At 61.2% G+C, this 15678-nt stretch carries 17 protein-coding genes; all 17 read right to left on the bottom strand.

Annotated features, from left to right (window positions below):
• Nucleotides 1–5: 5 nt before the first annotated feature.
• The gene (locus GSVR_RS12075; protein ID WP_173202412.1) at nucleotides 6–350 is read right to left on the bottom strand and encodes a NifB/NifX family molybdenum-iron cluster-binding protein; all 345 of its coding nucleotides are present in this window, start codon (nucleotides 348–350) and stop codon (nucleotides 6–8) included.
• Between the two features lie 293 nt (nucleotides 351–643).
• Complete coding sequence (gene cysE / locus GSVR_RS12080; RefSeq protein WP_173202436.1) at nucleotides 644–1486, bottom strand: serine O-acetyltransferase; 843 nt, start codon at nucleotides 1484–1486, stop codon at nucleotides 644–646.
• A gap of 37 nt (nucleotides 1487–1523) precedes the next feature.
• Nucleotides 1524–3269, bottom strand: coding sequence for a cysteine desulfurase (locus GSVR_RS12085; protein ID WP_173202413.1), 1746 nt, complete (start codon nucleotides 3267–3269; stop codon nucleotides 1524–1526).
• Between the two features lie 121 nt (nucleotides 3270–3390).
• On the bottom strand, nucleotides 3391–4848 hold the full coding sequence (locus GSVR_RS12090; RefSeq protein WP_173202414.1) for a family 2B encapsulin nanocompartment shell protein: 1458 nt from the start codon (nucleotides 4846–4848) through the stop codon (nucleotides 3391–3393).
• Nucleotides 4849–4865: 17 nt separating this feature from the next.
• A complete protein-coding gene (locus GSVR_RS12095; protein WP_173202415.1) occupies nucleotides 4866–5099 on the bottom strand; it encodes a sulfurtransferase TusA family protein in 234 nt (77 codons plus the stop codon).
• Nucleotides 5096–5575, bottom strand: coding sequence for a DsrE/DsrF/DrsH-like family protein (locus GSVR_RS12100; protein WP_173202416.1), 480 nt, complete (start codon nucleotides 5573–5575; stop codon nucleotides 5096–5098). Before GSVR_RS12100 ends, GSVR_RS12095 begins: the two co-directional genes overlap by 4 nt.
• A 222-nt stretch (nucleotides 5576–5797) precedes the next feature.
• A complete protein-coding gene (cysK, locus tag GSVR_RS12105) occupies nucleotides 5798–6748 on the bottom strand; it encodes a cysteine synthase A (RefSeq protein ID WP_173202417.1) in 951 nt (316 codons plus the stop codon).
• A 161-nt stretch (nucleotides 6749–6909) separates the two neighbouring features.
• Entirely contained in the window at nucleotides 6910–7782 is an 873-nt protein-coding gene (locus tag GSVR_RS12110) for an ABC transporter ATP-binding protein (protein ID WP_173202418.1), read from the bottom strand.
• A gap of 4 nt (nucleotides 7783–7786) precedes the next feature.
• Nucleotides 7787–8644: an ABC transporter permease gene (locus GSVR_RS12115; RefSeq protein ID WP_173202419.1), complete on the bottom strand. Its 858-nt coding sequence runs from the start codon at nucleotides 8642–8644 to the stop codon at nucleotides 7787–7789.
• Entirely contained in the window at nucleotides 8626–9522 is an 897-nt protein-coding gene (locus GSVR_RS12120) for an ABC transporter substrate-binding protein (RefSeq protein ID WP_173202420.1), read from the bottom strand. The genes GSVR_RS12115 and GSVR_RS12120 overlap by 19 nt, the downstream gene beginning before the upstream one ends.
• Nucleotides 9523–9626: 104 nt before the next feature.
• Complete coding sequence (locus GSVR_RS12125) at nucleotides 9627–10517, bottom strand: ABC transporter substrate-binding protein (RefSeq protein WP_173202421.1); 891 nt, start codon at nucleotides 10515–10517, stop codon at nucleotides 9627–9629.
• Between the two features lie 60 nt (nucleotides 10518–10577).
• On the bottom strand, nucleotides 10578–11555 hold the full coding sequence (locus GSVR_RS12130) for a sulfurtransferase (protein ID WP_173202422.1): 978 nt from the start codon (nucleotides 11553–11555) through the stop codon (nucleotides 10578–10580).
• 181 nt (nucleotides 11556–11736) lie between these two features.
• Nucleotides 11737–12297: a bifunctional 2-polyprenyl-6-hydroxyphenol methylase/3-demethylubiquinol 3-O-methyltransferase UbiG gene (locus tag GSVR_RS12135; protein WP_173202423.1), complete on the bottom strand. Its 561-nt coding sequence runs from the start codon at nucleotides 12295–12297 to the stop codon at nucleotides 11737–11739.
• Between the two features lie 20 nt (nucleotides 12298–12317).
• The gene (locus tag GSVR_RS12140; protein WP_173202424.1) at nucleotides 12318–13184 is read right to left on the bottom strand and encodes a nitrogenase iron protein; all 867 of its coding nucleotides are present in this window, start codon (nucleotides 13182–13184) and stop codon (nucleotides 12318–12320) included.
• 78 nt (nucleotides 13185–13262) lie between these two features.
• Nucleotides 13263–14312 carry an ABC transporter substrate-binding protein gene (locus GSVR_RS12145; protein ID WP_173202425.1) on the bottom strand — a complete coding sequence of 350 codons (1050 nt, stop codon included), beginning with the start codon at nucleotides 14310–14312 and terminating at the stop codon, nucleotides 13263–13265.
• 34 nt (nucleotides 14313–14346) lie between these two features.
• Nucleotides 14347–15411: a uroporphyrinogen decarboxylase family protein gene (locus GSVR_RS12150; protein ID WP_173202426.1), complete on the bottom strand. Its 1065-nt coding sequence runs from the start codon at nucleotides 15409–15411 to the stop codon at nucleotides 14347–14349.
• A complete protein-coding gene (locus GSVR_RS12155; RefSeq protein WP_173202427.1) occupies nucleotides 15408–15611 on the bottom strand; it encodes a hypothetical protein in 204 nt (67 codons plus the stop codon). Before GSVR_RS12155 ends, GSVR_RS12150 begins: the two co-directional genes overlap by 4 nt.
• Nucleotides 15612–15678: the final 67 nt, after the last annotated feature.

A 15678-nucleotide genomic window follows, 5' to 3' on the forward strand; every position in this document is an offset into this window, starting at 1 on the left:
TCGTTTTATTTCAGATAGTTGAAGCGTTTCCCACGAATCAGGGTCTCGATCGCCTCTGAGATCGGCCCGGGCAGTGCAAAGGCCATGATGCGATGGTTGATCAGGGCGTCGATGGCCCCCGGTCCGATCTGGGCTGCGACGACTCCGCGGCAGTCCGCCAGTGCGGCCGCGGTCCTGGCAAGGGCATCCGCATCATGCTGGTGGCCGGAACAGGGCGGGCTGACCTGCCTCGTTTCGAGCAGTCGGCTTTCGCTGCCGCGCAGCTGGTAGATGTCGAACGAATCCGCCCGTCCGAAATGCGCATCCACCGTAACGCCATCATTGGTTGCCACCGCTATTTTGACGTCCATCGCCGTGCTCCGTCGGAAAATCCTGAGTCCGTGACGCCTCCCTGTCTGCACGCCTGAAAGGCCTCCGCCTTTGCAGTGCGGCGGCTTGGAGCGTTACGGCAGAGGACCGGCCCGCTCCAGCGACCGCAGCAGCCTGGCGAGGTTCGGGCCCCGGCTTCTTTCAAGCTCACAGACAGTCCGGGCCACGGATCCAGGAAAACGAAAAAAGGCCAAGGCCGGACGTGCTCAGTCCTGCCTTGACCTCCAGTTTGTCTGGTCGGTCCCGGTTGTTCCTCTCCGGCAAACTCCGGGGATCAAATGCTGTAGTCGAACTCCACGTACTGGTCCATGAGCTTGCTCGGCTGAGGTCCCCCCGGCTTGCCCACCACCCGGGCCGGAATGCCGGCCACGGTGCAATTCGGCGGCACCTCGTTCAGCACGACGCTGCCGGCGGCGATCTTGGAACCGGCGCCGATTTTGATGTTGCCGAGGATCTTGGCCCCGGCGCCGATCAGGACCCCCTTGCCGACCTTGGGATGGCGATCCCCCGCCTCTTTCCCGGTGCCGCCGAGCGTTACCTCATGCAGCATGGAGACGTCGTCCTCCACCACGGCGGTCTCGCCGATAACCACGCTGGTTCCGTGATCGATCAGGATACCCGTGCCGATCCGGGCCGCCGGATGGATATCCACGTCAAAGGCCTCGGAGATCCTGCTTTGCAGGTGGAGCGCCAGGGCATGACGCTCCTGCCGCCAGAGCCAGTGGGCCGCGCGATAGGACTGCAGCGCCTGGAATCCCTTGAAGTTGAGATACGGCAGGGCCAGGCTTTTTGCGGCCGGGTCCCGCTCCACGACCGCCGACAGATCGCGGCGCAGGGCCCTGCGGATCTCCTCGGAGGAGGTCATTGCTTCGTAGAGCACATCCCGCAGAGACGTGGTCGTCAGATAGGAAGAGGACAACTTGCCGGCCAGCAGATACGACAAGGATGCTTCAAGGGAGCCGTGCTTGAGAACGGAATCGTGCAGATATCCCGCCAGCATCGGTTCGGATTTGGCCGTTATGAAGACATCCTGGCGCAGCCGTGTCCAGATCTGATCGGACGTGTCCGGCTTTCCGTCGTGCCGATTCCGTTCCCGATTGATCCGGCTCAATGTCATAGTTTCGGAATAAGTCGGCATCATGGGCCTCCTCGTGTTACCGGATCTGCCTCAGGGCGTACACCAGGCGATCGATCTCTTCGAAGGTGTTGTAAAAGGAGTACGACGGCCGCACGGTCGCCTCCAGACCGAAGCGGCGTAGCGACGGCTGGGCGCAGTGGTGCCCGGCACGTACGGCAATGCCGTGCTGGTCGAGGTACCGGCCGACCTCCGGCACGGAGCGGTCCTTCAGGACAAAGGAGGTAACCGCCACCTTGTCGCGGGCATTTCCTACCAGGGTCAGGCTGTTAACGTATTTCAACTGCTCGGTCGCGTATTCCAGCAGCCGGTGCTCGTGGGCGGCAATAGGGCCGAGGCCGATCCGGGTAACGTAATCGAGCGCCAGCCCCAGTCCGTAGGCATCGGCCACGTTGGGGGTGCCGGCCTCGAACCTGGCCGGAACATCGCTGTACACGGTCTCCTCGAAGGTGACATCCTTGATCATGTTGCCTCCCCCTTGCCAGGGAGGAAGCGCTTCCAGCAGTTCCCTGCGGCCATAAACCGCACCGATGCCGGTGGGGCCGAAGATCTTGTGGCCGGAGAAGACGAAGAAATCAACCCCCAGGGCCTGTACGTCCACCGGCAGATGGGCCACCGATTGGGCGCCGTCGATCAGCACATGCGAACCGTTGCGCTTGGCAAGATGGGTCATCTCGGCGATGGGAAGCACGGTGCCGAGGCTGTTGTTGGCCTGGGCCAGGCCCACGATCCTGGTGCGCGGCCCCAACAGGCGCTGGTATTCATCCAGCCTGATTTCGCCGTTATCGTTGATCGGGATGACCCTGATGACCGCCCCCCGTTCTTTGGCCACGATCTGCCAGGGGACGATGTTGGCGTGATGTTCCAGTTCCGACAGCAGGATTTCGTCCCCCTGCTGGAGAAAGCGCTGGCCGTAGGCATGTGCCACCAGGTTGATCCCCTCGGTGGTGCCGCGCACAAAGACGATCTCTTCGCTGGAACCGGCCTTCAGGTAATCGCGCACCGTGTCCCTGGCCCCCTCGAAGGCATCGGTGGCCCGGGCCGCCAGGCTATGGGCGCCGCGGTGGATGTTGGAGTTGTCCTCTTCGTAGAAACGTTTCAGCCCGTCGATGACCTGACGCGGCTTCTGGGTGGTGGCGGCATTGTCGAACCAGACCAGCGGCTTGCCGTGCACCTGCTGGTGCAGGATCGGGAAATCCTGGCGGATGGCAGCCACGTTGAAAGCCGGGGAACCGGTCAGCTTGCCCTGCTTCGGCAGGCTCGCCTCCAGCAGACGGCTGAACGGGTCGGCATAGTGCCCCTGTCGGTCGGTGCTGCCGCGCAGGTCGTGACGGCATGACTGGATATTGGCCACAAACCCCTTCAGGCTGCCGTGTTGGGAGACATTGTCCGTATAGGTCTGCTGCCGCACCAGGTTGTCGGCGTGCCGTCCCAGCGGGACCGCAGTCGGTCCGCCCGTTGCGGGCACCTCGAACGCTGCGGGGATGGGGGCGCCCGACCGGTTGCTGCCGGCCCTGATGGCCTCGAACGCCTGGGCGACCAGGGCCAGTCCGGCATCACCGGACGCCAACGAATCAAGGCTGCCGACGTTACCGGGGAGCGTGACCGACGTGGCCGCGGTTTCCTGTTGGGCCCGCTCGATCAGTTCCCGGGCAATGCCGAGCGAATCAACTCCAGGTACTGATGACGCCGGTAACCCCGCGGCAGTCTGGTTATAGAGCCTGGTGGCCACCTGGGCCACCAGCTCGGGAGTGATATCTGACATGGCGTTTGTCCTTTGAGAGGTTAGAGGCAAATCCCCCTGAATCCCCTTTAGGCCCTTTGGGTCCTTTGCTAAAGGGGGACTTTAAAACTCCCCCCTTTGAAAAAGGGGGGCTGGGGGGGATTTAAATCCCCGCCCCGGAGTTATAGGCCACCGGTATGCTATGCTCGTAATGGTGGTAATAGCCGACCTCCACATTCTCAAGCACGCCAATGGCGTCGTCGGTGAGTACCGCGGCCGAGAAATAGAGCGACAGCAGGTACGAAGCGACCCCCAGGTTGTCCAGCCCCATCAGGCGCGCCGACAGGCTCGGCGAAATCTCGCCCGGAATGCCCTGCTGGTGAAGCCCGACCACCCCCTGGTCTTCTTCGCCGACCCGCAGCAGCAGGATGTTGGTGGTGCCGAGCCACTGGTTGAAGGAATAGCGGCTCTTGACCTCCAGCTTGTCGGTCGGGACCAGCGGCACGCCGCGCCACAGGATGACCGGCGACCCGAACAGGTTGGTGGTGACGGGCGGCACGCCGCGCCAGGTGCACTCCCGCTCAAAGGCGGCAATGGCCTTGGGATGGGCCAGGAAGAAGGAGGGTTTCTTCCAGACCAGGGCCAGGAGTTCGTCCAGGTCATCGGGGGTTGGTGCACCGTAGCGGGCGCTGATGCGGTGCTTGGGGTGCACCGAGTGGAGCAGGCCGAACGCCTTGTTGTTGATCAGCTCCCACTCCTGGCGCTCCTTGATCCCCTCGATGGTGAGACGGAGCTGTTCTTCCAGCTGATTGTAGGGATTGTTGTACAGGTCGGACACCCTGGTATGCACGCGTACCACCGTCTGCACGGCGGACAGGGAATATTCGCGGGGGTTTTCCGAGTAATCCACAAAGGTCTCGGGAATGATCACATTCTCCGCCAGGCCCGAAACCAGGTCGATATTGCGCTCGCCGTACTTGTTGACGGTTGCCAGCAGTTCCAGGTGTTCATCTACCGCCTTGGTGAACTCGCTCTTCAAGGCCGCATTGCTGTCGAGAACAGTCTGCAGGTCGGTGCGGGACAGGGTCAGCAGCACACAGGGATTGATGGTGCGGATGGTGACATCCGACGGCTTTTCCGAGGCCAGGTCGGCCTCCCCGAAATACTCCCCCTCGGTCAACAAGGCAATGCGCAGATCGCTGCCGTGGACCCCCTTGCTGAGCACTTCCACCTGCCCTTGGGCAATGATGAAAAACTTGTTGCGATCCTTTCCTTCGACAACGAGCGTATTGCCGAGGGTAACCCTCTCCGTCTTGAAACTGGTGGCGATCTTTTCCAGAATGCCGTCGGAGAGCTTGGCAAAAAGCGGTACGCTGCGCAGCGCCTGGGGCTCGAAGGAAGCCGCGCCATTGACAAGGGTGAACTCGACCCGCTCCGCGTTCGGCAGCTCGACGCGGGTCCGGTTGACGCGGTAGGTGCCCCCTTCCACATGCACCCAGGGAAGCAGGTTGAGCAGGTGGCGCGGCGTGATGGAGGCAAGCTGCGGCGGCGTCTTGGTGGTGTTCGCGAGGTTGCGGGCCACGGATGTGGTAACACTGCGCTGCACAAGGCTGTCTGACATAATGCTGGCTCCTTTGATTAGTGATTCGGCTTCCTGATGACCACTTTATGGATGGTATCCTTGACATGAATTGTCTCAAGAACCTCGTATCCCTGCTCTGTTACCGTTCGCGGCACATTGTCCAGCGGTTCGCCGGCCATGAGCAGGATTTCCGTCAGATCGCCCGGCTGCAGTTGTTCCAGGTGAAGCTTGGTCTTGACAAAGGTCATGGGGCAGCGTTCCCCGGTGATGTCGAGATGATGAATGCTCATATGAATAGCGTCTGCCCCCCTTTGGAAAGTTCCAGAAAGGAAGCGACGCCGAGTACGTCCTTCACCTCCGGTATGAAATCGTCCCTGGTCAGTTCCAGAACATGCATGGCCATTTCACAGGCGTAAAAATTGACCCCCAGTGCCTTGGATGCCCCGAACAGTTCTTCCAGCGTTGCCACGTTCTTGCCCTTCATCATGCCGTTCATCAGGATCGGGCTGAGCCCCCCGAAGTTAAGCCGGCTGAGCGGCAGTTTTTTCCGACCGCCCAGGAGAAAGTTGAACAGGCGTGCCAGCCCTCCCTGACCGAGAAAACTGCGTCCGGTCTGCTTCTTGATACTGTTCAGCCCCCAGAACGTGAAGAAGATGTTGACCTCGTAACCGACTGCCGCGGCCCCCGAAGCGAGCGTAAAAACGGCAATGACCTTGTCGAAGTCGCCGCTCATGCTGATCAGGGAAAGTTTCTTGCTTTCGGCCATAGCGATTCCTTGTGGTGCAGGTAAAAAAAAGGAGGTCAAGGATGGGGCGTACGCCACTCGTTCCTTGACCTCCAGTAGTTCTGGTCAGTCATTGATGTATCGGTACCGGGGACTACTGATGCCGATGTTGCAAAGACTAGCAGATTGTTTTCCGGACGTCAAACAAAAAATATTATCTCTACAGATTTTGTATTTATTATTGCCGCGGCACATGCTGCCGCACTACTCCGGCTGTTCAGACAGTTGCGTCGTAATGTAACGCTCTCCCGAATCCGGCAGGATCACGACCACCAGTTTACCGGCATACTCCTGCCGGCCGGCCACCTGCAGGGCCGCCCAGACCGCGGCACCGGACGAGATGCCGCACAGGATTCCCTCCTCCAGCGCCACGCGCCGGGCAGTATTGAAGGCCGCCTCGTTGGTGACCTGAACGACTTCGTCGATGATCTTCCGGTTCAGGATACCGGGGATGAAGCCGGCTCCGATCCCCTGGATGCGGTGCGGCCCTGGCCTGCCGCCGGACAGGACCGGCGAGGCTTCGGGCTCTACCGCCACCGAGCGGAACGAAGGCTTGCGGCTTTTCAGCACCTCGGAGACCCCGGTGATGGTACCGCCGGTGCCTACGCCTGCCACCAGGATGTCGGCCTGACCGGCCGTATCGGCCCAGATTTCCTCGGCGGTCGTTTCCCGGTGCACCTGCGGATTGGCCGGATTCTCGAACTGGAGCGGAATGAAGCTGCCGGGGATCACCCGCGCCAGTTCTTTGGCCTTGTTGACCGAACCGGTCATACCGTCCGGCCCCGGCGTCAGCACCAGTTCGGCACCCAGCATCTGCATCAGCTTGCGGCGCTCGATCGACATGGTCTCCGGCATGGTTATCACCAGACGGTAGCCCTTGGCCCGACAGGCAAAGGCCAGACCGATGCCGGTATTGCCGGAGGTCGGCTCGATCACCGTCATGCCCGGCTTGAGCTTCCCTTCCCGTTCGGCCGCCTCGATCATGGCTGCACCGATACGGCACTTGACGCTGTTGAGCGGATTGAAGGACTCCACCTTGGCGACAATGCTTGCCGGCAGCCCCGCGGAGAGGGTGCGCAGGCGCACCAGAGGGGTACGGCCGATGGCGCCGATGATGTCGTCGTAGATGGTATTGCGGAAGGAGGTATGTGACATGGTCCAGATCCCTTTAATTTCAAATGGTCTAAAAAACAGAACTGCAATGGAACACGGATTACACGGATTAAGCGGATGTACGCGGATTTTGAAATCTTTTGTTTTTGAATCCGTGAAAATCCGTTACATCCGCGTCATCCGTGTCCCATTGCCTTTGATTTTTAAATCACGTAATCCGCTTCGTGCAGGATGTCGTACTTGTACATCGCCAAAAGCCGCTCCTTGAGCGCCACCAGTTCCGGCGCCGCCCGCCGCCGGGGGCGGGGAACATCCACCGTGATCCGGTTGCGGATGCTGCCCGGCAGCGGGGAAAACACCACAATCTCGTCCGAAAGGTATACCGCCTCGTCCACGTCGTGGGTGACGAGCACGATGGTTTTGCCGGTCTCCTGCCAGAGCCGCAGCAGATCCTCCTGCAGACGTTCGCGGGTCAGGGCGTCCACGGCCGCGAACGGCTCGTCCATCAGGATGATGCGCGGCTCCACCGACAGGGCCCTGGCAAGGGCCAGACGCTGGCGCATGCCGCCGGAGAGCTGCGAGGGGTATTTGTTTTCGGAGCCGGTCAGTCCCACCAGCCGCAGGTAATGGCCGGCAGCTCCCTCCCGTTCGCTTTTAGGCACGCCGCGCAGCTTGAGGGTGAAAAGCACGTTCTGACGGGCGGTCATCCAGGGGAAAACGGCATAATCCTGGAATATCATGGCAATGTCGTGCTTGGGATTGTCCCGGAACAGGCTGTTGGCAATGGGGGAAAGAAAGCGGTATTTCCTGCGGTACTCCTCCATGTCCCTGCGGGTAGCGGGCAGAGGCTCCAGCACCAGTTTGTCGTCGATCCACACCTGGCCGTCGCTGGGGGCCTGGAGACCGGCCAGGATCTCCAGGAAGGTGGACTTGCCGCAGCCGGACGGGCCGAGCAGCGACACGAAGGAGCCGCTCTCGATGCTCAGTGAAACGGAGTTGAGCGCCGTGAACCCCTCGGCAGTGCGGTCGTCGTTGATCACCGAAAAGAATTTGCTGATGCGCCTCGCCTCGATCATGCCGTCACCTCCCGACCCGCCAGACAGCCAGTTTCAGCTCGACGTACTTCATCACCTCGATCAGAAACCAGCCGATGAAGCCGAGCAGCAGCATGCAGACCACCATCCGGTCGATCTGGAAGTATTCCTTGGCTTCCAGCAGCAGAAAGCCGATGCCGCTGCGGCCGCCGTACATCTCGGCAATGACCAGCATGATCAGCCCCAGGGCGATGCCGATCTTGATCCCCATGATCACCGAGCCCAGGGCATGCCAGATGTAGACCCGGGTGATCAGGGTGAATTCGCTGGCGCCAAAGACCCGCGCGGAGGCCAGGTAGCGCGGATCGGTCTCCTTGACCCCCTGGTAGGTGTTGAACAGGATCGGATAGAAGACGCCCAGGAATATCAGGAAGACCTGCATCGGCAGGCCAACCCCCAGCACGATGATGGTTATCGGCACCCAGGCCGGCGGCGGCACCGGTGCCAGGATCTGGAACAGGGGCAGGCAGTGCTTGCGGATGAACAGGTTCCACCCCATCAGGACGCCGATGGGGAAGCCGGTTGCCAGGGCGATCGCAAAACCGAGACCGAAGCGGAGCGCGCTGGAACGGATGTGTTCGCCGAGATTGAGGGTCAGCAACATCTCCTTGAAGGTTATCAGTGTCACCGTCGGAGTCGGCACCAGGGTCTTCGGCACCACCCCCAGGCGCGGCAGAAGCTCCCAGAGCAGGAGCAGCGGCACCAGCACGGTCAGGAACTCCCGGGAAAAGATGCTGCCGAACGAGGCGCGGCAAAATGCCCCGGCCTCCCGTACCAGCAGGTTCCACCAGCGCAATGGCCGGGAACCGTACAAGGTGCCGTATGTCACTTTGTCAGCAGGCATCGCTGTTCTCCCAGCATCTTTTTCAGATCCTCGCTGACCGCCGCAAAGGTGGAGGTCGGATACTGTTCGAGCGCTGCCACCGGGTACCCGAGATTGGCGGCAATGGCCTGCCTGAGCGACGACGGCGGCAGGTCGTTGGTTGTCGTCAGGGCGGCCACCAGAGGTTTGACCCTCTCCACGGCCTGCTCCCGCACCACCAGGAAATACTCGGCCTGGGCAATGGCCGGCGGGCAGCAGTCATCGGCTCCGGCCTTGATCTCCCAGTTCTGGTAGAGGATCTTGTGCCCCGCCAGTTCCGCCAGCACCCCATGGGCCCCCTTGACAAGGGCTCCGTCGATGGATTTCGACTCCAGGGCCGGCAGCATGTCGGCAAAGGGCATATAGCTGTAACGGATCGATTTCGGATCCAGCCCGTGCTTGCGGGCATCCTTGTTGAACTGGTGATTGATGATGCAGTCGGCCTCCAGGGCAGCCAGGTGCTTTCCTTTGAGATCGCCCAGACGCAGCTTCAGATCCTTGCGCACCACCAGGGTGGCGCCGTAGGGAAACTGGATCACCCCGGCCACCTTGAGCCTTTCGCCGCCGGGGGCCTTGATCAGCTTGAGCGCCTTCTCGGTATCCACGAAACCGGCCTCCACCTCGCCGGACAGCAGGGAATAGCCGACATCCCCGCCGGTGCCGAAGGTGACGAGTTTCCAGCCGGAGCCCTTGCCGTTCACCGCGTAGAGCGGCCCGAGCAGCGGATTGGGGTGATAGCCGATTTTCACGGGCCGTTCCGCTGCCGCGCTTCCGGCCGTGGGCCGGTCCTGGCACGCGGCAAGTAAAAAGCAGGCAACCGCCAGGAGAAGTACAGCCAGGTGTCGCTTGAATATCTGCATGGTCAATGTCCTCGGCAGTGTATGAACAAAGCGGTTCCGCCCGTGAGTAGTGCTGGCGGAACCGCCGTGTCGTTATTCAGCTTCCATCCTGATGCGGAGAAAGCTTACTTGCCCCAGGTGATACCTTTGAATTCGGCCGCGTACAGCTTGCTGCCCGGGTTCTCCCTGATGTTCTTGAGGGCCACCAGTTCGTCGGCCAGAGCCGAGAGCCCCTTTTCCTGAATAACCGTGGTGAACTTGAGCCGGTCGTTGCCCTGCCTGATGGCATCCTCCGGCGCGCCGGTGTACTTCTTGGCGATCTCCACCACCTGTTTGCCCTTGGGGTCCTTCAGGATAAAGGCATTGGCCTCCTTGATCGCCTCGACAAAGCGCTTGAGCGCCTCGGGATTCTCCTTGAGGTAGCTGCTGCGGGCATTGATGGTCCGGCAGGGGATCTGGGACGCGGCATCGCGCAGCACCACCTTGTAACCCTTCAGCTCGGCGATGCTGACGTGCGGTTCCTCCAGAATGGCGCCGTCCACCTTGCCCGCTTCCAGGGCGGCGATGGCCGGGCCGCCGGCCAGTTTTTCCAGGATGTACTCGCCGCCGTTCTCCCGGGCCTTCTTCTCATAGGCGATGACCGCCTCGCAGGTGGGGGAGATACCGGCGATGTGCTTCCCTTTCAGATCCTTCCAGGCTGCGATCGGCGCGCCGTTGGCCACGGCGGCGATGGCCACGGTCGGGCATGACCAGAACACGTCGGCCTGGCCGGAGACGACTGCGTCGCGGGCTGCGGTAAGCTCCTTGGCTTCGACGATGCTGACATCGAGGTTGTGTTTCTTGAACAGCCCCAGTTCCTGCGCCACATACAGGTTCAGGTGGTGGGTGGTCTTGGCATCGGATACGACGATCCTGGCCGGCGCCTCTTCTTTTTTGGCCGTGGCCACACCGGCTATGCCCACCGTGAGAGCGGCAACCGCGGCAATGCTCCCTGCAATCAGCCTTGCGTTCTTCATATCTGCCTCCTTGTCATGGATATCCAGAGGCAATGCCTCATGGAAGGTCTTTTCCTGGCCCTATTTGCCTGTCCCTGAACCGGCAGGAACGGCAGCAGGCCCGCTGGCAATGGGAAGTCGCGTGTCCTTGGACCATCCGATCCAGGAACTGTCGTAGTTATGCAGCCGTTCCACCGGCCAGCCTGCCAGATAGAGAGCAAAAAGGGCCTGCGTGGAACGCACCCCTGACTGGCAGTAGAAATACTGGTCCTTGCTGGGGTCAAAGCCGAGCCTGCTCAGCAAATTGTTCAATGTCGCGGCATCTACCCATTCGGACTGGTTTTCCGGGCGTTTCAACAGCTCCCAGGAGCTGTGCCTGCTACCCGGGATCCTGCCGGCGCGATAGGCCCCCTTCTTCAGCTCGTCACCGGTAAATTCCTTCAGGTCGCGCGTATCCCACAGCTGGGCCGATGGATTAGCGTGCAGACCTGCAATCTCGGGGGTGTCGACCCGCAGGCGGGGGCTGACGATCCGGGCTGCAAAACTGCCGGGGCGTGCCGGCAGGGGGGGTGCCAGCAGGTCTACCGGGTAGCCGGCTGCCCTCCAGGCCTTGATTCCGCCATCCAGCACCCTGACATCGCCCTTGCCGTAGTAGTCAAAGGCCCACCATAGCCGCGTGGCATCGTATTTACTGTCGTAGACCACCACCGTTGAGTCCTGATCGATGCCAAGCTGCCGGGCCAGTTTGGTGAAACTGTCGGCAGCGATGATATTGCCGCTGACACCGTCCTGCGTCTCCGCTGGCGCCTCGATGGCCGGACGATCCACCTGAAAAGCGCCGGGTATGTGTCCCAGACGGTACTCCAGGCTGTTCTCCGCTGCCAGAATCACCAGCTTCGAATCCCGGGCATCGACCAGCCGTTTCAGTTCATGGACGTCAATCAGAGCAGACCCACGCGGGTAGCCCTTGTAATCTGTCTGTCCTGCTGTAGCTCCCGAGACCATCGTGGTCGTTAAAAGGATGCAAAGCAGGGCCTGGCGAATCAATGTAGCTTTCATGAGCGACTCCTTGGGGAATAAAAAAAGGCCAGGCAGGGAAATTCCCATGCCTGGCCTCCAGTGTTTCTGGTCAGCCTGCATCTGTACGTACTGCCCTCAGTCGAAGGTATCGTGTCAGTAGCACACCGCCGAACCGGTGTCAACGAAATAATATTAAATCTATCAATTTAGTTCCATATCGTCATCCTGAATGACTGCGGCAGGCAGTCATCTGGTAGATGGCGGCAACGGCGTGGCTGCGGTAATAATGACTGATGCGCCGTAACCCGTGCGGCGCCATGACGGCGTCCAGTTCCTGGTGGGTTAGCGTTTTCGAGCATTCGGCACAGGCGAAGTAATCCCCGCAGGTGACATCGCAGCGCTCCTGCGGCTGGCGGCAGCGGACCTCCATCAGCAGGTAGCCTCCCGGCCTGAGATTGGCCGTGACATTCTCCAGATAGCGGTCACGCCCGCTGCTGTCCATGATGATGTTGAACACGTAGGTGGAAAGCACCACATCCACGTTCAGCCTGCTCTGGGGCAGTTCCTCGGTCGACAGCAGCCGCTCGATATGCCGCCGGGCCGGACAGCCATGCAGTTTTTCGACCTGGCCGGGAAGGTCGGCGGCATAGACGCTGAAGCCTTCCCGGGCCAGGTATACCGCATTGCGCATGGTGCCGGTTCCGTAATCCAGAACCGCCCGGGCCTGCTGAATCTTGAAAAACCGACTGTACCGCTTCACACTCTCGGCAACTGCTGCCATGTCGACTCCTTCCGGGGAACTCAGATGGCTGCGCCATCGGTGACCAATCCATTATCCAGGGCATGCAGACGATTGCCCCAGGCGCGTGCCCACTCCCGCAGCTGTTCGGGCCGCATCGGCTGCGGCAGCCCGTTGCCCCTGCGCCCGTTGCATTCGTCCACGATCTGGTTTGCCAGGCGGCGATAGAAGTAGGACTGGTTTGACAGGGGCGATGCCTCGATCACGGTCCTGCCGTGCAGTTCACACTGGCGGACGACCAGGGAACGCGGTATTGGCGCCAGCGTGCGGGTGTGTGTGTTCCGGGCGAAATCCGAGATAAAGGACTCCTCGAACGAGCAGGTGATGCTGTTGGGCAGCAGACCTCCCACAGGAACGGGGACATGAGAGTCCCGGAAGCGCTCCAACTGGACCAGAATATCGTTGACCGCAGCGAGCGACATAAAGTCAGCCGTTGTTACGGCAAAGATGCGTTTCACGGTGATCTTCTCGGCCAATGCGTGCAGGAAGCCGTCATGATCACCGGAAATATCGTACAGCACGAAATCAGGCAGCAGTGCCGTAATCAGGCCATGTTCCAGCAGTTGGTCGAGCGCCAGGGCTGCCGCGGACTCCTTTTTAATCCGGGGCCGTCCGAATTCAATGCAAAAGGCCCCCTTGAAGCCGCGCGTGACAACGGAATCGAACGTGACACGGCCCGTTCCGGCATACTCGTCCCAGACCGTCGGAACCGGACAGCCCTTGTTGAGCATGCTGCAGGAATCGGCTTTCGGTCCGCAGCCGATCTGCAGAACACGGAAGCCGGCCTCAACAAGGGCTGCGGTTATATTGGAGGTCAAGGTCGAACTGCCGACACCACCTTTGCCATAGAGCACGATATGTTCAGTCATGGTCGCCTCGTTCGCGTACGTGCTGCATACTTCCTCTCTCTGTCGCCGGGGATTCTGGCGACGTTCTTCAACAGCCTGTTAATGTGCCTTTATGTGCAGGTCTGCGTCGCCGCTCCTGAATTCCTTGTCCAGCTTCTTCCACAGCCCTTCCTTGGGTTCGTTCCGGGCCAACGTGGCCAGGGCGTTGCCGTACAGGCGGACATTGATCCGGTTGTCGATCGATTCGTTGGAAGTGATATAGTCCGCCTTCTTCATGAACTCCCAGAACTGGAGTACCGATTTTCGGTGCGGATCCGGGCTGACCAGGAGGTGCCCGCCGTAGATATCCTTGTACAGGTCGGTCTTGTCGATCGGGACATACTTGGCCACCACGTCAACGGTACCGTTCTTGTCCTCCAGGTAGAACTTGTAGGCGCGCAGTAGGGCCACCAGGAACTTTTCCAGGTCGGCCTGGCGCTCCTTGATGGTGGAGGTCAGTGCCACCTGGCGGCAGCAGGTATGGGACTTGATCACGTCGCCGGAGTACTTGACCACCTTCAGGCCCTGCTTCTCAGCCAGGGTGAAATACGGGATCCAGACCAGGCCTGCGTCCAGCGATCCCTTCTTGACCGCCTCCAACACGGCTGCGGGCGAATCGAACTCCTTGATCGTCAGATCCTTCTTCCAGTCCACCCCCGCCTCGTGCAGCGCGGCGCGGAAGACCACGTCCCCGGTCGCCAACCGCACCGCCCCGATCGTGGCCCCCTTGAAGTTCTTCAGCTCCTTGAACCGTTCGGCCTTCTCCGGCTTGGCGATCAGGCCGTGCCCCTCACCCATCTGGCCGCCGAACACGGTGAAGTCGGCCCCCTTGGCGATAAAGGCCAGCGGCGCCGAAGTGCCGAAGGAGCCGATATCCAGCTTGCCCGTCTTGAGTGCCGTCAGCCCCTCACCCGAATTGGTGAAGCGCGCCAGTTCCACATCCAGCCCCTCCTGCTGAAAAAAGCCTTTTTCCTTGGCCACGAAATAGAGCAGGTGTCCCGAAGTCGGCAGGTAGCCCGCCTTCAGTTTCTTCAGGTCAGCCGCCTGGCTGACGGATACGCCCAGCGCCACAGCGATCAGGGCCAGTAGCATCGTTTTCCATCGCATCATCTTCATCTCCTTGTTTGTAATGTAGTGTCTCTACTCAAACTGTACCCGGATCGACACCCCAGCGGCCGTACTCCCGGGCGGCGGCCATCAGGGCATGGATGTTTTCCGGCGGCGTGTTGATCGGCAGGGCGCAGCCCATGCCGAGGATATAGCCCTTGGGATTGCCGACCCCCTTGGCGAGGCATTCGCGCACATTGGCGCGCACCGTCTCCGGTGTACCCATCACCATGCTGGCGGTCGGCCGGACATTGCCGACCAGCGCCACCCGATCGCCGACAACCGAGCGCGCCTCGGCCAGGTCGACCTCGTCATCCAGGCTCAGCACGCCGGCTCCGCTGTCGGCCATGTCCCACCAGATCCGCGAACTGTTGCCGCAGATATGCAGCGAGGGGGGCGCTCCCGCCACTTCGGCAATGACTGCTATCAGTTCCTTCAGATACGGCAGGGCGAATTCCCGGAACTGCGCCGGGCTGATCAGCGTGCCGGAAGCGACCGGTTCGGCCAGACCGATGCGGGCACCCATACCGATAACCGCGCGGGCAAAGGGGATAATGCTGTCGGTGGCAAAGCGCAGCAGGCGGTGGATGAAGTCGGGATCGCGGCGCAGGTCGCGCAGGAAATGCTCGGTGCCCCTGATGTTGGCGGCCGTGGTAAAAGGACCGGCCGTGGTCAGCGACACCGGCACCTGATTGCCGACCTCCTTGAGTACGATCCCGGTCGCTTCCAGGAACAGCGGCAGGCGTCCGTCAGCCTGCGGGTCGGGAACGCTCAGCCGGTCCAGGTCGCGCTTCTCCTTGAGGGCATAGTCGATCACATAGGCGGTATTGTCGGGAAAAGCCAGGCGGCTGCCGACCGCCTCGGCAATGCCGGTCAACCCCGGCCCGATGTTGATCAGGTCCATGCCGTATTCGCGCCAGGCCTTGAGCTGTCCGGCGGCCAGCAGCGCTGCCGAAGTCTGGTATTCCCCCACCGTCACCCCGATCGTCCGCGCCGCATAGTCGCTCATCAGCAGCAAGACCGGGATACGGTCATAGGGCTGTCCGCTCAGCGCCGCGACCGTCCGTTCACGGGAGGTCATGGTCTCCTTGAAGGTGCTCATGCCGCTGCGTCCACCTCGATTGATTCGATTTCATCGTGGACAAAAACACGGGTACGATAATACGCATCTGCTGCGGTTACCCGTGCCACGGGACTTCCGTACCAGACATGCAGTTCCGGCGTGCCGATCACCCGCATGATCTCGCTTCCTGCCACGACCAGACTTCCTTCCTTCAACAGCAAGGCCTTCTCTTTCCGCATGACGCCACCTCCTTCCCCAGTTGTTATCCCTGGTTGCCGGTTGTCGATCCGCCTCTTCCCTACCTGA

This window comes from Geobacter sp. SVR (assembly GCF_016865365.1).
In the GTDB taxonomy this organism is placed as follows: domain Bacteria; phylum Desulfobacterota; class Desulfuromonadia; order Geobacterales; family Pseudopelobacteraceae; genus Pelotalea.